Here is a 24,255-nt window from a genome sequence, read left to right on the forward strand (position 1 = left end):
TCTGCCTGGGCGGACACGGCGGGCTCCTAGTTCATCTTCGAGAGCTGCTCTTCGAGCAGGTGGGCGAGGTGCGCTTCGGACAGGTTCTCCAGTTCGGACGTGCCCTGCTCCGGGGCTTCGGGAGGGGCGCTGGTGGGCGAGGCGAACTCCAGGGGAAGGAACGCGGTGGCGAGCTGCTCCGCGAGCTTCTCGGTGGTGGGGTAGTTGAAGACGAGGGTGGCGGGCAGGGAGAGCCCGAAGCCGCTCTGGAGCCGGTTCTTGAGCTGCAGCGCCGCCAGGGAGTCGATGCCCATCTCGCTGAAGCCTTGCGAGGGGTCGACCGACGCACCGGAGGCCGCGCCGCGAATCCACGCCACCTGCTCACGCAGGTAGTCCAGGAGCAGCTTGCGACGCTGCGTGACGGGCGAGCGTGCGAGTGTCTCCAGGAAGCGCGCGCGCTCCACGGTCCGCCCCCGGGCCGCGTCGCGCAGCTCGGCGTCGTAGGGCGAGGAGCGGCCACCGCCGAACACCGCCCAGTCGATCTCCGCGACGCCCACCTGCGCGACAGGGCTCGTGAGCAGCGCTTCCAGTGCCGCCAGCCCCTCGCGCACGGGGAGGCTCCCCCAGCCCGGAGTGTGGGAGCGCGCGCCGACGTCCACGCGGGCTCCGGCGTCTCCCGCCCACACCCCCCAGTTGATGCTGAGCCCCGGCAGTCCGAGGGCTCGGCGGTGATGCGCCAACGCGTCCTCGAACGCCGTCGCCGCGCAGTGGTTCGACTGTCCGGCGGAGCCGACCAGGGAGGCCACGGACGAGAACAACACGAAGTGGTCGAGCGCGAGCTTCGAGGTCAGCCGGTGCAGGTTCCACGCTCCCCTCACCTTGGGCCTGAGCACGTTCTCGAAGCGGGCCCAGCGCTGCTGGCGCAGGACTCCGTCATCCAGCACACCCGCCGAGTGGAACACGCCACCCAGCGGCGCGAGCTCGTCGGAGATCTCCCGGAGCACTGCCGCGAGCGCGTCCTCGTCCGCGACGTCCACCTGTCGGTACTCGACGCGCACCCCGAGCGTGCGCAGTCGCGCCAGCCGCTCGGCCGCCTCCGGCCCCACCGCGCCACGCCCCGTCAGCACGAGGCTCCGCGCGCCCCGATTCGCCAGGAGCTCCGCCGTCAGCCACCCCAGCCGACCGAGCCCACCCACCACGAGATAGGTGCGATCCTCCCGGACAGCGTCAGCGCCCGCCCGCCGCGAGGACGCGGGCAGAACCTCGCGAGCAGAGACCCTGCGCAGCCGTGCGACCTGGCGGCCACCGCGGAAGGCGACCTGGTTGTCCGCCACTTCTGTTCGCGCGTGGAGCTCCCGCGTGAGCGCCTCCACCTGCGCATCCGGTGCGCTCCGTGGATCAAGGTCGACGCACCGGACATCCAGCTCGGAGGACTCGATGGCGACAGGTCGCGCCAGGCCCCAGAGCAGCGACTGTGCAATCCCAGGGAGTGACTGCCCGGTGACGACGGCCTGCGCGCCCCGCGTCACCCACCACACGGCCTGGGAGTATCCACGCTCGATGAGGTAGCGCAGCAGCCCGAGGCCGCCTCCGCATCCGCGCCGCGCGTCCGCGTCGAGGCTCGCCGGGTCGAGGTCCTCCGAATCCGCGCCGTCCAGCCCCCACAGCAGGATGACGTCCGAGAGCGAGGCCGGAAGCCGCAGGGTCCGCAGGGCCTCCGCGAGCACCTCGGGGTCCTCCGGCAACTCGAAGCGCGTGTCGCCGATGGCACGGAACGTCTGGCCGCGGAACGCGATGAAGCAGGTCCGTCCATCCCGTTCGAGTGCTCGCGCGAGCTGCAGCCCCAGCCCACGCTCGTCCGCGAGAATCAGGCACGGTCCGCGCTCCGTCGGAGGGGTGCCCGCCGCCTCCAGCGCGAGCGGCTCCCACCGTCGCTCGTAGAGCCATCCATCCAACGGGGCCTGGGTCGCCGGGCTCAAGGCTTCCCGACGGGTCCGCTGGAGCTCCAGTCCGAGGACTCGCGCGCACAGCCTCCCCTCCCTCCCGAAGACGTGGACATCGGCGCGAAGCCGCTTCCACGTGGCATCCAGGGGCAGCACCACCGCGTGGCTCCACATCCGCGCGTCGAGTCCTCCGAACAGCTCGAGGCTCTCCACGTTCATCGGAACATAGAGCTCGGAGCCGCTCGACTCCGGATACACGCCGCCCACCACCTGGAGACACGCATCCAGCAGCGCCGGGTGCGCGAAGAACGCGTCGTGGTCCCCGAGCGCGGCGGGCCTCTCGATTCGGGCCAGGACCTGCTCCGACTGTCGGCGCAGCTCGGTGATGCCCTGGAACTCCGCGCCGAAGTCGACCCCGGACTCCCGCGCCCTTCGATAAGGGTCTGGGATGAGCAGCGCGGCCCGCTGCATCGCGAGCACCGCGTCGTAGCCCGCTGACTCACCAGGCGCCTCTCCCTCGAGTGGGGCGAGGAGCGTCGCGGTCGCATGAAGGACCCACTCGCCTTCCGCGTCATCCATCGCGCGACTGAAGATGCGCGCCGTCGCCGTGCCAGCCTCGTCCTTGCTCACCGAGCACTGCACCCTGCGACTGGAGTCTCCAGGGAAGGTCATCGCCGCGAGCAAGGACAGGTTCTCCAACCGCGGCGCCTTCGTGCCGAGCAGTCGCGCGCCCGCGGCCAGCGCCATCTCGACGTAGGCCGTCGCGGGCAACGTCGGAGTCCCGAAGACGCGATGCTGCCCCAGGAAGGCCTGCGACGAAGGACCCAGCGTCGACTCGAACAGCAGCGCGTCCGCCCCGATCACGGCCCACGGCAGGCGCGCGCCGAGCAGGGGGTGCTCCTCCCGGGTGACGCTCGTGCCCTGAAGCCGCTGCAGCCCCGCGCCCTCTTCCCAGTACCTCTGCCGCTGGAAGGGATACGTGGGGAGCGCCACCTTGCGCCGGGTGAAGCCCGCCTCGAAGGCCGTCCAGTCCACGCGGACGCCTCGGACATACAGCGCCGACAGACTCTCCAACATCTGCTGCCAGCCGCCGTCCTCGGGCCGCAGGCTCGGCAGCCACGCGCACTCCCCTTCCGGAACGCACCGCGCCGCCATGCCGAGCAGCGTCGCCTTGGGCCCCATCTCGATGAACACCCGCACCCCGTCGTGGTACAGGTGCTCCACGCCCTGCGCGAAACGCACCGGGTCTCGGAGCTGGCGGCTCCAATAGTCCGGCGTGGTGATGGCGTCCGTGATGGGCTCGCCGGTCATCCCGGAGACCATGGGGACGGCGGGCCGCGCGTAGGAGAGCGTGGAGGTGACGGCCCTGAACTCCGGGAGGATGGCCTCGACCATGACCGAGTGGGCCGCGCGCGGAATGTTCAGGCGGCGCACCTTGAGGCCGCGCGACTCCAGGGCCGAGGCCACCTCCCCCAGCTCGCCAGGGGGACCGGAGACGACCACGTTGTCGGGACCATTGAGCGCGGCGATGGAGCAGCTCCATCCGCCTCGCGCCAGGACCTCGCGCACCTCCGCCTCACCCGTGGAGACCGCGAGGTTTCCTCCCTCTGGGAGCTGATGCATCAGCCGGCCACGGTGGAGCGCCAGCTTCAGTCCGTCCTCGAGGCTGAACACCCCCGCGAGGCACGCGGCCGCCAGCTCTCCCGTGCTGTGTCCGAGCAGGACATCGGGCTGGATGCCCCAGGACATCCACAGCTCGGCCAGCGCGTACTCGAGCGCGAAGAGCACCGGCTGCGCGTAGTCGAACTGGTCGATGGGCGAGTCGTGTCCCGGCTCCGGATAGAGCACGGAGTGGAGCGAGCGTCCCCAGACGTCACGCAGCAGCACATCGAACGCATCGATGCGGCGGCGGAAACCCGGATGCGTCGGATAGAGCTCGCGAGCCGCGCCGACGTACTGCGAGCCCTGCCCCGAGAAGAGGAACGCGACCTTCGGCGACGACCTCGCGTCGAGCACGCCGTGTACCAACCCCGGACGCTCCTCGCTCCTCGCCGCGGCGCCGAGCGAGGCGGCCATGGCACCACGCTCCGAGGCCACCACCGCGAGCCGATGCTCGAAGGCGACGCGGCCCGTGTTCGCGGAGAAGCACACGTCCGCGAGCGACACGTCGGTTCCCTCCAACAGCGCCTGGTACTGGCCCGCGAGCAACCGCAGCGCCGCGTCATTGCGCGCCGAGAGCGTCAGGACATGACGGGGGCGATCCGCGCCGGAGGCCTCGGGCAGCTGTGCCGCGGGAGCCTCTTCCACCACCACATGCGCGTTGGTGCCGCCGATGCCGAAAGAGCTGACTCCGGCGCGGCGCGGGCCGCTCGCCACATTCCACGGCGTGGCCTTGTCGACCACGAAGAACGGGCTGTGCTCGAAGTCGATGCGCGGGTTCGGCGCCTCGAAGTGAAGCGAGGGCGCGAGGGTGCGGTGCTGGAGGGACAGCACGACCTTGATGAGCCCGGCGATTCCCGCCGCGCTGTCCAGGTGCCCGATGTTGCTCTTCACCGAGCCCAGCGCACAGGACCGGGACTCCGCCTGCTCACCGAAGGCCCGGGTCAGCGCCGCGACCTCGATGGGGTCGCCCATGGCGGTCCCCGTCCCGTGCGCCTCGACGTAGGAGATGCTCCGAGGGTCGATGCCGGCGCGCTGGTGCGCCCGGCGGACGACGTCGGATTGCCCTTCGACACCGGGCGCCATGAAGCCGACCTTCCGGTGCCCGTCGTTGTTGATGGCGGAGCCCTTGATGACCGCGAGGACCCGGTCCCCATCGGCGAGCGCTCGCTTCAGGCGCTTGAGCACGACGACGCCGGCGCCGCTTCCAGGGAGGGTGCCGCTGGCCCGGGCATCGAACGGCCGGCAGTGGCCGTCCTTCGAGAAGATGCTGCCCTCTTCGTAGAGGTAGCCGACCTTGTGCGGGACCTTGATGGCCACCCCGCCCGCGAGCGCCATGTCGCAGCGTCCGTCGAGCAGCGCGTCGCAGGCCGTCGACACGGCGACGAGCGACGTCGAGCAGGCCGTCTGGAGGTTCAGGCTCGGACCGCGCAGGTCGAGCTTGTAGGACGTCTGCGTCGCCAGGAAGTCCTTGTCCTGGGACACGAGGTCCTGGAAGAAGCTGAGCGGCCGCGTGAGGTCCGGATACGGATAGCGGTAGTGGCTGACGCTCTTGCCCGCGTAGACACCGACGACGGCGTCGCCCGCGCCAGGTGGATAGCCCGCGTGTTCGAGCGCCTCCCACGAGCACTCCAGGAACACGCGCTGCTGAGGGTCCAGCGAGCGCGCCTCGCGGGGGGTGAGGGAGAAGAAGTCGGCGTCGAACGCGTCGAAGTCCTCCATCACCGCCGAGGCGCGGACGTAGCGCGGGTCCCGGAACGCCGACTCGCTCACGCCCGCGGCCCGCAGGTCGTCATCGGTGAAGGTGCCGACGGACTCGACGCCCTCCACCAGGTTGCGCCAGAACGCATCGAGCGTGGCCGCGCCGGGGAAGCGTCCGCTCATCCCGATGATGGCGATGTCCCGGTCCTCCTGCGTCGGAGGTGCCTCGACGACGGGCGTGGTACGCGCCGCGCTCCCCGGAGCGCCGAGTCGCGCCGCGAGCGAGCGGACCGTCGGGTTCCCGAACAGCTCGACGACGGGGATGGTCAGCGCCAGGGCCTGCTTGATGCGCAGGTGGAGCTGGATGAGGTGCACGGAGTTGGCGCCGAGCTCGAAGAAGTTGGTATCCGGATGGACCGCCGGAATCCCCAGCACGGCCCCGACGGCCTTGGACAGCGCGTCCTGGAGCGCGCGCGTCCCTTCGCCGCCCCCTATCGCCGGGGGCGGCCGCGATGCGGTGTCCTGCTTCGCCTGGGCGACCTCGTCGGGGTGAGGCAACGCCCGGCGGTCCACCTTGGCGTTGCGGGTCAGCGGAAGGGCGTCCAGCACGACATACGTCGCGGGCACCATGTGCTCGGGGAGCACGCGCGAGAGGAAGTCGCGGACACGCCTCGTGTCGAGCTCCCGCGCACCGTCCGCGAGGACGACATATGCGACGAGTCGCTTCTCATGGTGCTCACCGACGGCCCCCACCACGGCGGCGCGGATGTCCGGAGCACGGAGCAGCGCCGCTTCGATTTCTCCGGGCTCGATGCGCTGTCCACGGATGGAGAGCTGGAAGTCGACGCGGCCGAGGAACTCGATGGTGCCATCGGGCAGATACCGGCCGAGATCTCCGGTGCGATAGATGCGCTCGCCCGTGCGAGGGTGGACGGTGAACTTCCGCGAGCCCGCCCCCGCGCCGATGTAGCCCAGGGCCACGCCAATGCCCGCGCAGCACAGCTCGCCGGGGACCCAGACAGGCCGCTCCTCCAGCCGTTCGTCCAGCACGTAGTACCGGGTGTTGGCGATGGGCTTGCCGTACTGAATGCTGCGACGACGCTCGTCCGCCTCCTCGACGGGATGGGTGATGTTCCAGAGCGACGTCTCGGTCGGTCCGCCGACGCTCACCACCTTCACACCGCCGAAGCGCGCGCGCAGGCGCCCGGGGAGCGTGACGGCGATCCAGTCGCCCCCCAACATCACGAGCCGCAGCGGACACGCGAGCCGGACGTTGCCTCCCTCGAGGTACGTCAGCAGCATCTCCATCATCGCCGGCACGGTGCTCCAGAGCGTGACGCCGTGACGGGCCATCAGCTCGACCCAATGCGAGGGGTCTCTGCGCCGGGAGGCATCGGGCATCACCACCGTGCCGCCCGCGCTCAGCGTTCCGAAAACGTCGTAGACGGAGAAGTCGTGGTGGAGGGCGCTCAGGGCGATGAGCCGGTCATCCGGCCCGACGCCGTACTTGCGGTTCGTCCACTCGATGGCGTTGACCATCCCCGCGTGCGTGAGCATCGCCCCGTTGGGCTGGCCCGTGGATCCGGACGTGTAGAGGATGTGCGCGAGGTCCTCGGGCCGCTGCGCGGTCGACAACGGCGCGTCGGGGTACTCACCGAAGGCCTCGGGGGTGAGGACCAGCACCTGGACGGACCCGGGCCACGAGTCCCGGGCGAACTTCGGCTGGGTCACCACCCGCTCGACGCCGCCGTTGCGCATCATGAAGGAGCGCCGCTCCAGCGGCAGGCCCGCGTCGATGGGCAGGTACGCGGCGCCCGAGGCCAGGACGCCGAGCACCGCGACGACCTGCTCCCACCCCTTCTCCATCACCACCGCGACCACGTGATTGGGCGCGGCGCCACGCTCGCGCAGCACATGGCCCAGGCGGTTGGCGCGGCGGGCCAGCTCGCCATAGCTCAGCGTGCACCCCTCGGCGACCAGGGCGAGTGCGTCGGGACGCGCGGCGGCGTTCCGGTAGAAGCCCGTGTGGAGCAGCTCACCACTCAGCGGACGGGCCGTGTCGTTGACGCGGGCGATGAGCTCGCGCTGGCGCGGCGGAAGCAGGTCCAGGTCCGCGCGCTCCCAGGCCGCGTCGTCCTCCGCCAATCGGAGGAGCAGCGCGTGGAAGCTGGCGAACATGTCCTCCAGCATCCCGGACGGGAAGAGTTCCTCCGCCACGTCCCAGTTCAGGAAGACGCCGCCCCGCTGGTAGACGATCTGAAGGTCGATCCACACCTGTGGCGTCTGCGTGAGGGCCTCGACGAGCCCGCCGAACGACTCCGCCAGGAAGTCCACCCAATGCGAGTCCCCGCTCCGGGAGTGGGAGGCGAAGCTCGTCATCACCACGGGCATGATGGCGCCGGAGATGCGCCCCTGGGCGCGGAACAGCTCTCGCAGCAGCTCGACGCCGCTCACCTCGCGATGTTCGAGCGCGAGGAGGAGCTGCTCGCGAATCGCCAGCGCGCGCTCGGTGAAGCTGCGCTCCGGATGGTGGTCCACCTCGACCAGCGTGAAGCTGGCGAAGGTGCCGATGATGTCGTTGACCTGGGGGTGGACGGGCAGCCGGTTGAAGTGCGGGACGTTGAGCGTGAAGCGCGGGCCACGGCTCCAGCGGGCGATGACCTCCGCGTACGCGGCCAGCAGCAGCTCGGGTTCGGTCAGCCGGCGTGCACGGGCCCGCTGCTTGAGCCGCTGCCACACCTCCGCGTCCACGCGCGCGAACCAGCGGCGGAAGCGCGGGCGCCGGAGCGTACGGGGGTCCTTCTCCAGCGGGAGGTCGGGCGCGGGGGGAAGGTGCGGGAGGCGCGCGCGCCAGTATTCGAGCGAGCGCGCGTAGCGGGCACCTCGGGCGTGGTGCACGGCGAGCGAGTAGTCCCGATACGACAGCGTGAGAGGCGCGGCGATGGCTTCGGGGTGCCGGTAGAAGTGCACCAGGTCCCGGTAGAGGAGCTGGAAGCTGTACCCATCGATGAAGGTCCCATCGATGCTCATGAAGAGGCGCACGCGGTCGCCGTCGAGCAGGCACGCGCGCAGCTCGAACAGGGGCCACTGGTCGAGCGGGAGCACCTGCTGGGACAGCCGCTCGCGGATGGCGACGAGGCGTGCCTCTGCCTCTTCCTGGCCGCGCCCGCGCAGGTCCTCAACGGGCAGGTGGTAGCGAGGGACGGAGGGGAGGATCTGCTGTTGGAAGCCCGGGGCCTCCACGGCGCGCAGCATCTCGTGTCGGTCCACGACCCGGTTCCACGCCTCCTCGAAGCGCGCGAGGTCGAGCGCGGGGCAGTCGAGCTCGTTGTACGCGTGCATCGACGCGTTCATCTCCAGCTCGGCCTGTCGGCCCACGCTGTAGGCCTGCTGGAGCTCGGTCATCGGGAACGGCAGGTGCCGCTCCTCGGGCCGAGGCACCACCTCCAAGGGAGTGCCTGCCAGGGGCTCGTCCCGCTCCGACAGGAGCGCGCGGAGCGCCGCCTTGTGCTGCATGAGCTGTTCGCGCAGGTGCGGGGGAAGCACCCCGTCCGGCGCGTCGACGGCCAGGTGCTCGCCGTCCACGCTCAGCGTGATGCCGTGAGCGGCCAGAGACTGGAGGAGCTCCGCCAGCGTCATAGGAGGACCCGCTTGGTATCGGTGCGCGCCGAGGACACTCCGCCCATCACGCTGGCGACGGCGAGCTTCTCCAGGAGCTCGGCCGCCACCTGCCCGATGGAGCCGTCATCCACGAAGCGCTTGAGGGGCAGCCCCACCTCGAGCTCGCCCAGGACCAGGTCGCGCAGCTCCAGCGCCATGATGGAATCGAGGCCCAGCGACTCGAACGAATCCGTCGCCGCGAGACGCTCGGGAGCCAGTCGGCAGACCTGGGCCACCATGTCCTTCAGCCGGGCCTCCATCATCTGGGAGCGCGCGGAGCCCTCCAGCGAGAGCAGCACCTCGCGGAGCTTGCGCGGCTCAGCCTCCGCGGCGGGCGCGTGGACCCGGGGACGGAACAGGGACGAGCGCGCCACGGATGGGTGACTGCGTGCCCAGCGCTCCGCATCGAAGCGGGCGATGGCGCGGACCACGGGGGCGTCCGCGAGCGTGAGGGCCATGGCGGACAGCGCGGCGTCGACGGACATGGGCTCCATGCCGTGCTCGGCGAGTCGGGCACCGCGCCTGGCGTCCGCGGCGGCCATGCCGACCTCCGCCCAGCTTCCCCACTGGAGGCTGATGGCGGGCAGCCCCCGTGCGCGACGAAGGTGGGCCAGCGCATCGAGGAAGGCGTTCGCCGCGGCGTAGTTGGCCTGCCCCGGAGCGCCCAGCAACGAGGCGGTCGATGAGAACAGGACGAACTGCTCCAGCGAATCATCCGTGGCCAGTGTGTGGAGGTTCCAGGCTCCGTCGACTTTGGGGCCCAGGACGCGGTCGAAGCTCCGGGGCTCCAGTTGGAGCAGGGAGCCGTCGGCCAGCACACCCGCGCAATGGAAGAGCCCGCCGAGGGGAGGTCCTCCACTGCGCACCGAGCGCAACAGGTCCGCGACCGCCTCGGACTGGCTCACATCGACGGAGAAGACGTCCACCCGCGCTCCCGTCGCGCGCAAGGGAGCCAGGGCCCGACGCGCCTCCGGCGTCTCTCCCATCCGGCCGCAGAGCGCGAGGTGACGCGCGCCGTGGTCCACCAGCCAGGAGGCCAACCTGAGCCCGATGCCGCCGAGCCCACCCGTGATGAGGTACGTGCGGTCCGCTCGCGGACGGAACGGCTTCGTGGAGGGACGACGTCCTTGGGTGAGCGTCGGGACCAGCCGTCTGTCTCCGCGCAGCGCGACCTCGTCGTCCTCCGCGCCGGGCGAGGAGGAGCGACGGAGCTCGTCCACGAGCAACCGCGACGAATCCACCCCCGACACGGAGTCGACGTCGATGCGGAGGCACCGCAGCTCGGGGTGCTCGTAGGCGATGACCCGCCCGAGCCCCCAGAGGGAGGCGCCCAGGAGAGACACCGACTCCGAGCCTCCGCCCACGGCCTGCGAGCCTCGGGTGATGAGGTACAGCCGAGGGGGCCTCTCCAGCGTCGCGCGGGCCAGGGCCTGAACGAGCGAGGTCAGGGCGACGGCCTGGGCCCGGACATCACGGGGCAAGGACTCGGGGTTTCCGGCGCGAGCCAGGAAGAGCACTCCGCGAAGCGGCTGGTCAGCGGAGCAAAGCTCGCGCAGCAACATCGAGAAGGACGCGACCTGGGTGAAGTCGAGACGATGGTCGCGATCCGACACGCGCTCGAAGGCAGCGCCTGGACGCGCCAGCACCACTTCGCCTCCCGCATCGGCCAGTGCATCACGGAGCGACTGGGTGGCCTCCGGTTCCTCGGAGACGATGAGCCAGGTGCCATCCAGTCGGGCCTGCGCATGCTCCGACTCACGAGGGCTCCACGAGAGTTCGTGAAACAACTCCGCAATCGCGGCGGCATCTTCGACCACCACGGGCGCGATCTCGCCGTCCCACCAGAAGCGCTCGCGCTGCCACGGGTAGGTCGGAGCGACGACCTTCCTCCCCTCCGGGAAGAGGTGCTCGAAGCGGAGAGGGACTCCAGCACAGTAGAGCCTCGCGGCGAGGGTCAGCAGCTCCTGACGGGTCCCCAAGCCGGCCTGCAGCACGAGCACGTCCCGGCCCCGGCGCTGCGCTGCCGCTTCCAACGCTTCGCCGAGAGAGGCCTCACACGCCAGCGACAGGTAGACGGAGGCGCTCCGCTCCATCAACTGTTCGGCGGACAGGTCCACGTCGGGAGCATCCCGGTTCGCCAGGTCGCCAGCTGTCCCGTTTGCTCCCGCGTCCAGCCACGCCTCCTCTCGGAAGGACAGGAAGGCGCACTTCGCCGGACGGACAGGAAGCGAGCCCGGCGGGAGAAGCCCCAGGACGCTCCGGAGCGCCTCCTCCACGGTGAGCAGGCCCGCGATGACGGCGGCGGAGATTGAACCCACGCCATGACCGGCGACAGCGGACGGCTCGACGCCAAAGGCGCGCCACATCTCCGCCAGGGCGAGCTGACAGATGAGGAGGAGCGCTGCATCCCCCTCGTGCCCACCCACCGGCTGGAACACCGACTCACCCTGCGTTCTGCCGACGAGGCCATCGCGGCTCTCGCCATGGGGACGGCGCGCAGCCACCTCGTCGCGCCCCTGCGCGAGCACCGAATCGCCCGCCTCGCCGACGAAGCCATCGCGCCCGTCGATAGGGCGAAGGCGTGCAGCCGCCTTCGTGCGCTCCTGCTCGGCCACCGACTCGCCCGCCACCTCGTGGGCGAGGCCGTCGCGTTGGTCGGCGGAGCGCAGGTGCCCGGCCTCACGCTCACGCGCAAGTTCGAACACGGACACGCCCGCCACCTGCCGGAAGACGCCGTCGAGCTGCTCGACGTGGCGAAGGAATGCCTGCTCCTGGCCACGCTCCGCGCGCATGCGCCCACGGGCCGCGGAGACGTCATCTCCCAACACGAAGACCACGCCACGTCCGCCCGAGCCCTTGAGCCGCCCCTGGAACGCCCCCTCCCCCTCGCGCCCCTCCGAAGCGCGGCGCAGCAGCGCCTGCAGCTCCTCGCGCGTCCTGGCAACCAAGGCGAGGCGCCGCTCGTGGTGCGCACGTCCCGCCCCCGCCGTGAAGCATGCATCCCGGAGGTTCATCCCCGGCAACTGACGCGACCACGCTCCAGCCAACTCCCTCAGCGCGGCCTCGCCACGCGCCGAGAGCGGCAACAGGTAGGGCCCCACATCCGGAGCGGCAGCCACCGTCTCCCGATGCGCTTCGAGCAGCGCATGAGCATTCACCCCGCTCATCCCGAACGAGCTCACGGCGACCCGATGCGGACGACCCAGCTCCGGGAGGGACCTGCGCTCGCGGACCACCTCGAGACCGGAGCCTTCCCAGGTGAACTCGGGCGTCGGGTGCTCGAAGTGCACAGCGGGCGGGACCTCCCCCGTCTGCAGGACCGTCACCGCCTTGATGAGCCCCGCGATTCCCGCCGCCGCTTCGGTGTGACCGATGTTCGGTTTGACAGAGCCGATCCACAGCGGCCGCGCCGAGCCCCGCCCACGCCCGTAGACCCTGGCAATCCCCTCCAGCTCGATGGGGTCCCCGAGCCGGGTCCCCGTCCCATGGGCCTCCAGGTAGTCCACCTGCCCCGCCTCGAGTCCCGCGCGCTCCAGCGCGAGCCGATACAGCGACTCCTGCGCTCGGACATTGGGCACCGTCAGCCCACCGCTCGCGCCATCATGGTTCGTCGCCGTGGCTCGAATCGTCGCGAGGATTCGATCTCCATCCCGGACGGCGTCCCGCTGCCGCTTCAGGATGATCACGCCACATCCCTCCCCCTGCACCATCCCGTCCGCGTCACGGTCGAAGGCGCGGCAGGTCTGGCGAGGAGAGAGCGCCCCCGCCTTGGCCAGGAACACACTCAGATGCGGCGCCAGGAGGAGCTTCACGCCGCCCGCGATGGCCACCGTCGACTCGCCCGCGCGCAGGCTCTGGCAGGCCAGATGCACCGCGACCAGCGAGGACGAGCAAGCCGTGTCCACGGCCATGCAGGGCCCCTCCAGGCCCAGCAGATACGAGAGGCGCCCGGCGACATAGCTCGCGTCCACGCCCGTCGAGTAGTGCGCGTCGACGCGCTCCAACCCACCGTCCGCGATCAGCGCGTAATCCCGAGCGTGGATGCCGGCGAACACGCCTGTCCGCGTCCCCGCGAGCCGGTGCGGCGAGAGCCCCGCGTCCTCGAGCGCCTCCCAGCTCACCTCCAGGAAGAAGCGCTGCTGCGGGTCCATCCCCTCCGCCTCCCGTCGGGAGATGCGGAAGAACTCCGCGTCGAACCGGTCGACGCCTTCCACGAACGCCGCCCGGCGCATCGTCGTCCTGCCAGGCGCGGACGGCTCAGCGTCATGAGCGCCCCGCAGCGCTCGACGCTCAGCGGGGACGTCCGTCACCGCGACACCCGAACTCCAGAGCAGCTCACGGAAACGTGCGGGATTCGAGGCTCCGCCTGGAAACCGACAGCCCATCCCGATGATGGCGATGGCGCCGTCGTCAGCCCGGGCGACAGCCCCGAGCTTGCGCTGGAGCTTCTCGATGGTCAGCAAGGCCTGCTGCAGCGGCGTCAACTCCACGCCCGCACGGTCCTCGCGGCTCATCCCTCCACCTCCTCGTGGTCGAGCTCCGCGAGCTTCCGCGCAATCAGCTCGCGGGCCTGCGCCTCCGACAACCCGGAGATGCGCTCCACCAGCCCCGCGTCCTCGTCAGACGCCCGAGCGCCCCCCGCCCGCGAATCCAGGAGCCCCTGCAGGCCCGTCGCCAGCGAGTCCAACCGTGGATGCTCGAAGAGGAAGGTCGTCGCCACCGCCACGCCCAGCTCCCGCGTCAGCCGACCCGAGAGCATCACCAGGGACACCGAGCTCATTCCCAGCTCGAACAGCGTCCGCCCTCGCCAGTCCAGCTCCGCGGGCTCCACCTCCAGCACCGCCGCCACCTGCCCCTGGAGGAGCTCCAGCAGCCGGGCCTCGCGCGCTGGTGTGGTTCCCTCCCGGAAGTCCATTCCCGTGGCCGTCCTGGGCACGGGCGCCTCGGCGGACTCCGGCCTCGAACGCGAGGGAGCACGAGACACCACCTCGGGCGAAAGCCACTCCGGCCACAAACGCTGTCTCTGAAAGGGATAGGCCGGAAGACTTACACATCGTCCTTCGAGCCCTGGGAAGGCCTCGCGGCAAACCCTGCCTTTCTCCAGATAGGTCCGCGCCGCCTCGACCCAGTGGCTCGGCAGGCCCTCCTCCACCCAGAGGGTCTGTTCCGGAGAACCGATGAATGCCTTCAGCATTCGCATCAATCCTTCCCGCCCCCCGGCGAGCATCGCGGCACGATGGCGATGGTGCTGCCGCTTGAACATCGCGGTAAAACAGACATCCCCGATCCGGACAGCAGAGTCTGCGTTCTCCGAAAGGAAATCCAGAACCTGCTGGGACTGCTGCCTGAGTGCCTCCGGGGTCAGCGCGGAGAGCACCAGGAGGTGGTTCGACGAGATGGCCGCAAGCCCTTGCATGAGAGGAAATTCCGGGACGGACTCCAGGACGACAAAGGCATTGGACCCACCCAGGGAGGTAGACACGACGCCAGCGCGTGCGGGTCGACCTGCCCCGCGGTCTGACCAGGCCTCCAGGCTTGACTGGATTTGCAGCCCCAGCTCGTCGAAAGCGAGTGTGGGATTAGGGGAATCCACATGAACCGTCGGTGGTAGGGTGCGGTGGTACAGCGACAGGCAGACCTTGATGAGCTGCGCGATGCCAGCCGCCGCCCCCAGATAGCCCAGGTTGTTGCTGATCGCGCCCAGCCGGCAGGGCTCCGAGCGCGCGCCACCCAGCGCCTCGGCGATGGCGAGGGCCTCGGCCGCGTCGCCCTTGAGGAAGGCCGAGCCGTGCAGCTCCACGTAGTCCAGGCTGGCGGCCTCCACGCCGCCCCGTGAGCAGGCCTGACGGATGACGTCCGTCTGCGCCTCGATGCTGGGCGCCATGATCCACTCGTTCCGGCCGTTGTGGTTCACGGCGCTGCCACGGATCACCGCGTACACGCGATCACTCGGGTCCACCCGGGACAGCGGCTTGAGGACGAGCATCCCGGCGCCCTCGCCACGGATGTAGCCATCCGCTCCGGCATCCAGGGTCCGGCACTCCCCGCGCGCCGACAGCACCCCGGCCTGGGAGAGCATGATGCTGCTGTCCGGAGAGAGCATCAGCTCCACACCACCTGCGAGCGCGCAGTCCACTTCTCCCAACATCAGACTTCTACAGGCCTCATGTACGGCCGTCGTCGACGAGGCGCAGCCCACGCTGGAGCAGGTGCTGGGCCCCCGGAGGTCGAACGCATGGGAGATGCGATTGGCCGCGAAGGACGGTGTGGACCCCAGCACGGAATACCCATCCAGCGCCCCCCAGTCCCGCGCCAGCATCCGCTGGAAGTCATTGAAGTTGACCCCGACGAAGACCCCGGTGCGGCTGCCTCGGAGGGAATCCAGGGGGATGCCCGCGTCCTCCAGCGCGTGCCACGCGCACTCGAACAGCACGCGGTGCTGGGGATCCATCTGCCGCAGCTCCCGCTTCGACAGACGGAAGGCCTGGGGATCCGCCGATGCGACGTCCTCCAGCAGTCCAGCGCGCCAGTGGCGCACCTTCCCCGGAGTGGCCGGGGTGGGGTCATGGAGCAAGCCCTTCTCCCAGCGGGAGGTCGGGATCTCTCGGGTGGCGTCCAATCCCTCGCACAGAAGCCTCCACAGGCTCCGCGGACACTCGGCCCCAGGAAATCGAAGGCCGATGCCCACGACAGCGATTGCCTCGTGTCGCATTGCACAAACCCTTAACGCACCCGGAATCTCCAGGTCAAACATTGCGAATCACATACCAGACAATCAAAACAGACCCAACCCGACACACATGCAAGCCAAGGCAACCCGGGGGATTCTTGACGATTCACACACACCAGGGTGAAAGTCTTCAGACGCCCACGAATCTCACGGCGCGGCTGGCCCATCAACCCCTGACGACTCAGGACCGCATGGACTTCAGCTTTTCGAGTGAACAGGTGGAGCTGTACGACAGCGCTCTGTCGTTCGCGAAGTCGGAGTTGAGCGCGGAGGCCAGCGGCCATGAGGGATTCCCGAGGGACCTTTGGCGCCGATGCGGTGAGTTCGGCTTCCTGGGCCTGCCCGTGCCCGAGCACCACGGAGGGCTCGGGCTGGACACGTTGACGACGGCGCGGGTGATGGAGGCGCTGGGACGCGGATGCGCGGACACGGGGCTGGTCTTCTCCGTGGGGGCGCACCTGTTCGCGTGCGTGCTGCCGGTGCTGGAGTGCGGCGACGAGGCGCAGAAGCAGCGCTACCTCCCCCGGTTGTGCGCGGGAGCGTGGGTGGGCGCCAACGCCATCTCGGAGCCGGAGGCGGGCTCGGACGTCTTCGCGCTCAAGACGCGGGCGGTGCGCGACGGCCACGACTATGTGCTCGATGGGAGCAAGAGCTACGTCACCAACGGGCCGGTCGCCGACGTGTTCCTGGTGTACGCCGTCACCTCGCCCTCACACGGCTACATGGGCTTGAGCGCCTTCCTCATCGAGAAGGACACGCCGGGGCTCTCGGTGGGACGGCCCTTCCAGAAGATGGGCCTGTCCACCTCCCCCATCGCCCCGCTCTATCTGGAGAGCTGTCGGGTGCCCGCCTCCGCGCGGCTCGGGGAGGAAGGCCAGGGCGCGCCGATGTTCAAGCGCTCGATGCAGTGGGAGCGGGCGTGTCTGTTCGGCGCCTATGTCGGGTTGATGGAGCGGGTGCTGGAGCAGACGGTGGACTTCGCCCGACAGCGCAAGCAGTTCAAGCGGGCGATCGGAAAGAACCAGGCCATCTCCCATCGGCTGGCGGACATGAAGCAGCGGCTCGATGCGGCGCGACTGCTCCTGTACCGGGCCTGCTGGCTGATGGACCGCGGGCAGGAGGCGGCGATGGAGGTGTCCCTCGCCAAGCTGGCCATCAGTGAGGGGGCGATCCAATGCGGCCTGGATGCCATCCAGATCCACGGAGGCCTGGGCTACGTGGCCGAGGTGGGCATCGAGCGCGTGCTGCGTGACGCCATTCCCAGCGCCCTCTTCTCCGGCACCTCGGAGATGCAACGCGACATCATCGCCAGTCACCTGGGCCTATGACGCTCGACCAGATTGTCATGCGCGCCGCGGCGCGGAACCCCGGGGCCATCGCCGTCAGGGGTCCCGATGAAATCCTCACGTACGGACAGCTCGACGCGCTCGCCAACCAGGTGGCGCGGGTCCTCCAGGAGCTGGGGGTCCAGCGCGGCGACCGGGTAGGCCTGTGGACCGAGAAGTCGGCGCGAGCAGTGGCCGCCATGCAGGGCATCGCGCGGCTGGGCGCCGCCTATGTCCCGTTGGATCCACTGAACCCGGCCGCGCGCACGCGGCTCATCCTCGACGACTGCCGCATCGACGTGGTGGTGACCAGCGCCGCACGTGCATCCGAGCTGCGCAACGGGGGCCTCGACCGTCTGCGCTTCCTGCTGGTGGACGACACGGGTCCTGCGCGCGCATGGACGAACCTGGGCAACGTCTCCCCGGAGTCGCTGCCGGGGCATGGCCTGGACGACCACGCGCTGGCCTACATCCTCTACACCTCCGGCTCCACGGGCACGCCCAAGGGCGTGTGCATCAGCCAGCGCAACGCCCTGGCCTTCATCGAGTGGAGCCATGCGCTGCTGGGCACCACGCCGGAGGACCGCTTCAGCAACCACGCGCCGTTCTTCTTCGACCTCTCGGTGCTGGACCTCTATGCGGCGTTCCTCGGGGGCGCCTCCGTCACGCTCATCCCGGAGGCGCTGGCCTTCACGCCGAAGAAGCTGGTGGAGCTGGTGCTGCGCGAGCGGTTCACCGTCTGGTACTCGGTGCCCTCCGCGCTCATCCTGATGATGTCGGAGGGAGGACTGCTGGAGCACGAAGACCTCCCGTTCCGGACGGTGCTGTTCGCGGGCGAGCCCTTCCCCATCCGCCACCTGCGCCCACTGAGAGAGCGCCTCGCCACCGCGCGGTTCTTCAACCTGTACGGTCCCACGGAGACGAACGTCTGCACCGCCTACGAAGTGGGCGACATCGCCCCCGAGCGCACCGAGCCGGTGCCCATCGGACATGCGAGCTGTGGTAACCGCGTCTGGCTGGCGGACGAAGCGACGCAGCCGGGCGTCGGAGAGCTGATGGTGGAGGGGCCCACGGTGATGCTGGGATACTGGGGTCAGCCGCCACAGGAGGCGCGGCCCTACGCGACGGGGGACCTCTGCCGTCAGCTTCCGGATGGCGGGTTCGAGTACCTCGGTCGCCGCGACAACATGCTGAAGGTGCGAGGGCGGCGCATCGAGCCGGGCGAAATCGAGACGGCGCTGCTGACCCATCCAGCAGTGCGGGAGGCAGGGGTCGTCACCACCGAGTCCGGCCTGGACGCGCGACTGGTGGCCTTCGTCGTGGCCGTCGACGGCACGAAGCCCACCCTCCTCCAGCTCAAGAAGCACTGCGCCGAGCGACTGCCCCGGTACATGATCATCGACGAGCTCCGCGTGCTGGCGGAGCTGCCAAGGACCCAGAACGGCAAGCTCGACCGGCGAGCGCTCCGCGACCTGGCGCCGCGGCGCACTTGACGGAGCTCACCCCGCCCGCAGCACCTCACCCAACCTGCGCACCGCCTCGGTGATCCGCTCCGGCGCGCAGGCGGAGAAGTTCAACCGCAGGCCATGCGACGCCGAGCGTCCACCGCTCACCGCGAAGGCCTGTCCCGGCAGGTACGCCACCTGCTGCGTCTCCAGCGCGCGTGACAGCAACACCGTGCTGTCCATCCCCTCGGGCAGCTCCACCCAGACGAACATCCCGCTCGTGGGCGTCGTCCACGTCGCCCCTGTGGGCAGCTGCGTCTCCAGCGCCTTCAGCAACGTGTCCCGCCGCAGCCGGTACTCCCGCCGCAGCGTCGCCAGATGTCCCTCCAATCGCCCCGACTGGAGGAACGCCAGCACCATCCGCTGCGGGAAGGTCGTCGTGTCGATGTCGCTCGCCTCCTTCACCGTCGCCAGCCGGAACACCATCCACTCCGGCACCACCACCCAGCCCACCCGCAGCGCCGGCGCGAGGATCTTCGAGAACGAGCCGACGTAGAACACCCACTCCGACTCCCACGCCTTCACCGGTGCGAGCGCCCCGCCCTCCTCGTAGTGCAGGAACCCATACGCATCATCCTCGATGACCGGCATCCGGTACTCGCGCGCCAGCCCCGCCAGCCGCTCCCGAGCCTCCCGCGCGAGGCTCGTCCCCAGCGGGTTGTGCCCGTCGCTCATCGTGTAGAACAGCGCCGGCCGCTCACCCGCCGCGAGCAGCGCCTCCATCCCATCCAGGTCCAACCCCGTGCGTGCATCCCGCCGCACCGGAACCCGACGCACGTCGTAGGGCGCGAGCACCTGCTGGAACCCCGAATACACCCGGTCCTCCAACAACACGCTGCGCCCCGGCTCCAACAAGAGCCGCGCCAGCAGGTTCATCCCCTGCTGCGCCCCCGTCGTCAGGAACACCTGCTCCGGCGAGCACCGCACGCCCCGCTTCGCCATCAGCGCCACCACCTGCTCGCGCAACGGCTCCAGCGTCGCCGAGTACTGCAACGCCTGCCCCTGCTCCGCCAGCACCCGCGCCGCCGCCTCCGCCATCCCCTCCGTCGGGAACAGCTCCGCCGCCGGCAACCCCAGGGCCAACGAGTACACCCCCGGCCGCGTGATCTTCTGCAACATGTCCTGGATGGCGGACGGCCCCAGCCCCCGCGCCCACGACGCCACCGGCAACTCGGCCACACTCGACGGAGCCTTCACGATGTCTCCACGTGATGACGCGCAAAACCTGCGCACTCTTGAAACTCCGCCGCAATCGTAGCGCACGGGAAAGCCGAGCGAGCAGGAAGCCACACCCGGAAGACACACCCCGCGTGGGCCCGGAGCCCTACTCGCGCTCGGCGGGCGGCCAGCCGTCACCTGGGGCTTCCCAGTCTCCGAGCCCTCCTCGATAATCGAAGCTCGCCTGGAGAACCGATGCTGGACCGACCGATGTACCTCAAGCCCAACGTGGCGATCGAGCCGCTGTACAACCAGTGGTACGCGTGGTGGTACCTGCTCTCGCCGGCCACCGCGCCCCTGTTCGTCACGAACCTGCACCAGAAGCTGATGCAGTCCTTCGTCGCGAACCCGGACGTGCACGTGGCCGCGCTGAAGAACCCCATGTTGATGGGCGGCCCCTTCATCAACCACCCCACGGCCAAGGCCCCTCGCGTGAAGGAGCTCCTGGAGCGCACGCAGAAGGAGCAGGCCCACATGCTCGCCTACACCAAGGCGGTGGGCGAGCTGGAGCAGCTGCTCGCGCCCAACAACGGCGGCTCGCTCGAGGCGCTCTACGCCAAGGTGCCCGACCTGCTGCGCGGCTACGTGGAGCTCACGTACGACCTGAGCAACCGCGCCAGCGCCCGCTTCATCGAGCCCCTGCTCTACAAGAGCCGCTTCTACCAGGAGTCCTCGCAGAGCGTGACGCTGTCCCAGGTGGACGGCGACTGGCGCCCGTACATCTTCAGCACGCCGCGCCTGGAGGAGGACACGCCCATCTGGCTCAACGTGCCCTTCCGTCACGAGGGCCTGGACGCGCTGTTCCGCATGCGCCACACGCCGGGCTCTCCGGGCCAGGTGGCGGAGATGCTCGGCGTGCCGTCCAAGGCCGCCGCCGCGTTCGCGGACCTGTTCACCGACGTGGTGCCGCGCAAGGCCGCCCGCTATGACGGCGAGGGCGTGCGCGTGCGCTACTTCGGCCACGCCTGCGTGCTGCTGGAGACCAAGGAGGTGAGCATCCTCACCGACCCCGTCATCAGCTACGAGTTCCCCACGGACCTGCCGCGCTACACCCACGCGGACCTGCCCGAGCACGTGGACTACGTGGTCATCACCCACGGACACGCCGACCACCTGATGATGGAGACGCTCATCCAGCTGCGTCACCGCGTGGGCACCATCATCGTCCCGCGCAACAACGGCAACTCGCTGGCGGACCCCTCGCTGCGGCTGATGCTCCAGGCCACGGGCTTCAAGAACGTGGTGGAGATCGACGACCTGCAGGAGATTCAAATCCCCGGCGGCTCCATCACCGGCCTGCCCTTCATCGGCGAGCACAGTGACCTGGCCATCCAGGCGAAGACGGCGCACCTGGTGCGGCTGGGCGGCAAGTCCATCCTGATGGCGGCGGACTCCAACGCGCTCGAGCCGCGGATGTACCAGCACCTGCGCGAAATCATCGGGCCCATCGACATCCTCTTCCTCGGCATGGAGTGCGAGGGCGGCCCGATGAGCTGGATGTACGGCCCGCTGCTCACCAACCCGCTGCCCCGGAAGATGGACCAGGCCCGGCGCCTCAACGGCTCCGACTGCGCCCGCGCGTCGGAGATCTCCAACTACCTGACGCCCAAGGAGGTCTACGTCTACGCCATGGGTCAGGAGCCCTGGCTGCGCCACGTGATGATCCTCGTCTACGACGAGACGGCGCCCCAGCTCATCGAGTCCAACAAGTACCTGGAGCACTGCCGCGCCAAGGGCATCCAGGCCGAGCGCCCGTACGTGCGCATGGAGCGCGTGCTCTAGCGAGCGCTCACGCGGCGCGGGGTGACAGGTGGCCCCGCGCCCGGAGCGCGTCCAGCACGCGCTCCACCCCCGCCTCCACCGGCTCCGTCGCCGAGCGGACCGTGACGTCCGGCGACTCCGGGGCCTCGTAGGGGTCCGAGACGCCGGTGAAGTGCGGCAGCTCCCCCGCCAGCGCCTTCTTGTAGAGCCCCTTCACGTCGCGGGTGATGAGCGCGTCCAGGGGCGCCTCGATGTAGACCTCCACGAAGTCCACCTGGGCCTCCGCCGCCAGCGCGCGCACCTCCGCGCGAGAGCGCTGGTACGGGGAGATGGCCGCGACGATGACGCCCACGCCGTGCCGCGCGAGCAGCCGCGCCACATGGCCGATGCGCCGCGCGTTCTCCTCGCGGTCCTCGCGCGAGAAGCCCAGGCCCCGCGTCAGCCACGTGCGCACCTCGTCGCCGTCCAGCACCTCCACGGCGCGCTCGGGGGAGAGCCGCTCGCGCAGCGCCCGCGACAGCGTGCTCTTGCCCGCGCCCGACATGCCCGTCAGCCAGAGGATGAAGCCCCGCCGGTTCATGCGCACCTCACACGGCGGGGCCGTTGATCATCCCGGCCCCCACCGTCGCGTTCGTCGCTTCGTCGATGAGGATGAAGCTGCCCGTGTGCCGGTTGTCGCGGTACGCGTCGAAGAACAACGGCGCCGTGGTGCGCAGCGTCACCCGGCCAATCTCGTTGAGCGCCAGCCGGGGACTCTGCTCGTCGCGGCTGAGCGTGTTGATGTCCAGCCGGTAGTGCAGCTGCTTCACCTGCGCGCGCACCGAGCGCGTGGTGTGCTTGAGCGCCAGCCGCGAGCCCGTCTGCAGCGACACGCCCTCCGCCAGCCAGCACACCATCGCGTCCAGGTCCTGCCCCACGTGCGGCGGGTTGCCCGGACGGCACAGCAGGTCGCCCCGGCTGATGTCCAGCTCGTCCGCCAGCGACACATTCACGGACATGGGCGGGAACGCCTGCGCCACCTCCCGCCCCGCCAGGTCCAGCGAGCGGATGCGCGTGGTGAACCCGGAGGGCAGCGCCATCAGCTCGTCGCCGGGCTTGAGCACCCCGCCCAGCACCTGCCCCGCGTACGCGCGGTAGTCCGGGAACCTCGACGACATGGGCCGGATGACCGTCTGCACGGGGAAGCGCACGTGGATGAGGTTGCGGTCCGACGCGATGTGCACGTTCTCCAGGTGGTGCAACAGCGTCGGCCCCTGATACCAGGGCATCTTCTCCGAGCGCGTCACCACGTTGTCCCCGCCCAGCGCGGAGATGGGGATGAACGTCAGGTCCGTCACGTCCAGCTTCATGGAGAACTGGCGGAACTCCTCGCGGATGGCCTCGAAGACGGCCGCGTCGAAGCCCACCAGGTCCATCTTGTTCACGCACAGCACCAGGTGCGGCACGCGCAGGAGCGACGCGAGGAACGCGTGGCGCCGCGTCTGCTCCAGCACGCCCTTGCGCGCGTCCACCAGGATGAGCGCCAGGTCCGCCGTGGACGCCCCCGTCACCATGTTGCGCGTGTACTGCAGGTGCCCGGGCGTGTCCGCGATGATGAACTTGCGGCTCGCCGTGGCGAAGTAGCGGTACGCCACGTCGATGGTGATGCCCTGCTCGCGCTCGGCCTTGAGCCCGTCCAACAGCAGCGCCAGGTTGACGTACTCGTCCCCGCGCGCGCGGCTGGTGCGCTCCACCGCGGCCAGCTGGTCCTCGAGAATCGAGCGCGTGTCGTGGAGCAGCCTGCCGATGAGGGTGCTCTTGCCGTCGTCGACGGAGCCCGCGGTCGCGAAGCGTAGCAGTTCCACTAGAAGTACCCCTCGCGCTTGCGGTCTTCCATCGCCGTCTCGCTGAACTTGTCGTCCGCGCGACTCGCGCCCCGCTCCGTGACGCGCGAGGCGGCGATCTCCGAGATGACGTCCTCCACCTTCACCGCCTCCGACTCCACGCACGCGGTGCACGTCATGTCGCCCACCGTGCGGAAGCGCACCGCCGCCGTCGTCACCTCCTCGCCCGGGAGCAGCGGCAGGTACGGGGACCACGCCATCAACATGCCGTCCCGACGGAACACCTCGCGCCGGTGGCTGAAGTAGATGGAGGGCAGCGCCACACCTTCGCGGGCGATGTACTGCCACACGTCCAGCTCCGTCCAGTTGGACAGCGGGAAGACGCGCAGGTGCTCACCCCGGCGGTGGCGGCCGTTGTACAGGCTCCACAGCTCCGGGCGCTGGTGCTTGGGGTCCCACTGGCCGAACTCGTCGCGGAAGGAGAACACCCGCTCCTTCGCGCGCGCCTTCTCCTCGTCCCGGCGCGCGCCGCCGAACACGGCGTTGAAGCGGTGCTTCTCGATGGCCTCCAGGAGCGGCACCGTCTGCGCCCGGTTGCGCGAGGCGCGGGGCCCCTTCTCCTCCGCCACCCGCCCGGCGTCGATGGCCTCCTGCACGGACGCCACCAGCAGCCTCGCGCCCAGCTCGGCCACGCGTGCGTCCCGGTACGCGAGCACCTCCGGGAAGTTGTGCCCGGTGTCCACGTGCATGAGGGGGAAAGGCAGCGGCGCGGGCGCGAAGGCCTTCACCGCCAGGTGCAGCATCACCGCGGAGTCCTTGCCGCCGGAGAACAGCAGCACCGGGCTGTCCAGCTCGGCGACCACCTCCCGGAGGATGAACACCGACTCCGCCTCGAGGGCGTCCAGGTGCGAAAGCTCGTAGCTCACGGGAGAAAACGCTAGCACGCCTCAC

At 69.9% G+C, this 24,255-nt stretch carries 10 protein-coding genes; 3 read left to right on the top strand and 7 right to left on the bottom strand.

Translation table 11 applies throughout. The features are described 5' to 3' along the window. Positions 1-26 precede the first annotated feature (26 nt). The 3 genes from K8625_RS20590 to K8625_RS20600 are packed head-to-tail and all read right to left on the bottom strand — an operon-like array spanning position 27 to position 15,654. Positions 27-8,921, bottom strand: coding sequence for a non-ribosomal peptide synthetase/type I polyketide synthase (locus tag K8625_RS20590; protein WP_223783661.1), 8,895 nt, complete (start codon positions 8,919-8,921; stop codon positions 27-29). Next, positions 8,918-13,456, bottom strand: a complete 4,539-nt coding sequence (locus tag K8625_RS20595) for a type I polyketide synthase (RefSeq protein WP_223783662.1) — start codon at positions 13,454-13,456, stop codon at positions 8,918-8,920. Before K8625_RS20595 ends, K8625_RS20590 begins: the two co-directional genes overlap by 4 nt. Further along, a complete protein-coding gene (locus K8625_RS20600; protein ID WP_223783663.1) occupies positions 13,453-15,654 on the bottom strand; it encodes a beta-ketoacyl synthase N-terminal-like domain-containing protein in 2,202 nt (733 codons plus the stop codon). Before K8625_RS20600 ends, K8625_RS20595 begins: the two co-directional genes overlap by 4 nt. A 209-nt stretch (positions 15,655-15,863) precedes the next feature. On the opposite strand from K8625_RS20600, the gene K8625_RS20605 reads away from it, so the two are divergent. Continuing rightward, positions 15,864-17,000 carry an acyl-CoA dehydrogenase family protein gene (locus tag K8625_RS20605; protein ID WP_223783664.1) on the top strand — a complete coding sequence of 379 codons (1,137 nt, stop codon included), beginning with the start codon at positions 15,864-15,866 and terminating at the stop codon, positions 16,998-17,000. Further along, on the top strand, positions 16,997-18,490 hold the full coding sequence (locus K8625_RS20610) for an amino acid adenylation domain-containing protein (RefSeq protein ID WP_223747397.1): 1,494 nt from the start codon (positions 16,997-16,999) through the stop codon (positions 18,488-18,490). Before K8625_RS20605 ends, K8625_RS20610 begins: the two co-directional genes overlap by 4 nt. A gap of 6 nt (positions 18,491-18,496) precedes the next feature. Here K8625_RS20610 and K8625_RS20615 read toward each other — a convergent pair whose 3' ends face one another. Beyond that, positions 18,497-19,699, bottom strand: a complete 1,203-nt coding sequence (locus tag K8625_RS20615) for a PLP-dependent aminotransferase family protein (RefSeq protein ID WP_370641937.1) — start codon at positions 19,697-19,699, stop codon at positions 18,497-18,499. 216 nt (positions 19,700-19,915) lie between these two features. Between K8625_RS20615 and K8625_RS20620 the strand changes: the two genes are divergently transcribed. Continuing rightward, on the top strand, positions 19,916-21,502 hold the full coding sequence (locus K8625_RS20620) for an MBL fold metallo-hydrolase (RefSeq protein ID WP_141328022.1): 1,587 nt from the start codon (positions 19,916-19,918) through the stop codon (positions 21,500-21,502). A 7-nt stretch (positions 21,503-21,509) separates the two neighbouring features. Here the strand turns inward: K8625_RS20620 and cysC are convergent, their stop codons facing one another. Genes cysC through cysD form a run of 3 tightly spaced genes read right to left on the bottom strand, consistent with a single transcriptional unit; the run spans position 21,510 to position 24,230 of the window. Further along, positions 21,510-22,061, bottom strand: coding sequence for an adenylyl-sulfate kinase (cysC, locus tag K8625_RS20625; protein ID WP_046714122.1), 552 nt, complete (start codon positions 22,059-22,061; stop codon positions 21,510-21,512). 7 nt (positions 22,062-22,068) lie between these two features. Continuing rightward, positions 22,069-23,325: a sulfate adenylyltransferase subunit 1 gene (locus K8625_RS20630; protein WP_223747395.1), complete on the bottom strand. Its 1,257-nt coding sequence runs from the start codon at positions 23,323-23,325 to the stop codon at positions 22,069-22,071. Continuing rightward, complete coding sequence (gene cysD, locus K8625_RS20635; RefSeq protein ID WP_141328026.1) at positions 23,325-24,230, bottom strand: sulfate adenylyltransferase subunit CysD; 906 nt, start codon at positions 24,228-24,230, stop codon at positions 23,325-23,327. The genes K8625_RS20630 and cysD overlap by 1 nt, the downstream gene beginning before the upstream one ends. Between the last annotated feature and the right edge of the window lie 25 nt (positions 24,231-24,255).

Origin of the sequence: Myxococcus sp. AS-1-15 (genome assembly GCF_020037055.1) — a bacterium.
GTDB classification, from domain to species: Bacteria; Myxococcota; Myxococcia; order Myxococcales; family Myxococcaceae; genus Myxococcus; species Myxococcus fulvus.

Coding starts and splice junctions, on each gene's coding strand:
- K8625_RS20600 (WP_223783663.1), bottom strand. CDS start 15,654: ATGCGACACGAGGCAATCGCTGTCGTGGGCATCGGCCTTCGATTTCCT.
- K8625_RS20595 (WP_223783662.1), bottom strand. CDS start 13,456: ATGAGCCGCGAGGACCGTGCGGGCGTGGAGTTGACGCCGCTGCAGCAG.
- K8625_RS20620 (WP_141328022.1), top strand. CDS start 19,916: ATGCTGGACCGACCGATGTACCTCAAGCCCAACGTGGCGATCGAGCCG.
- K8625_RS20610 (WP_223747397.1), top strand. CDS start 16,997: ATGACGCTCGACCAGATTGTCATGCGCGCCGCGGCGCGGAACCCCGGG.
- K8625_RS20590 (WP_223783661.1), bottom strand. CDS start 8,921: ATGACGCTGGCGGAGCTCCTCCAGTCTCTGGCCGCTCACGGCATCACG.
- cysC (WP_046714122.1), bottom strand. CDS start 22,061: ATGAACCGGCGGGGCTTCATCCTCTGGCTGACGGGCATGTCGGGCGCG.
- K8625_RS20605 (WP_223783664.1), top strand. CDS start 15,864: ATGGACTTCAGCTTTTCGAGTGAACAGGTGGAGCTGTACGACAGCGCT.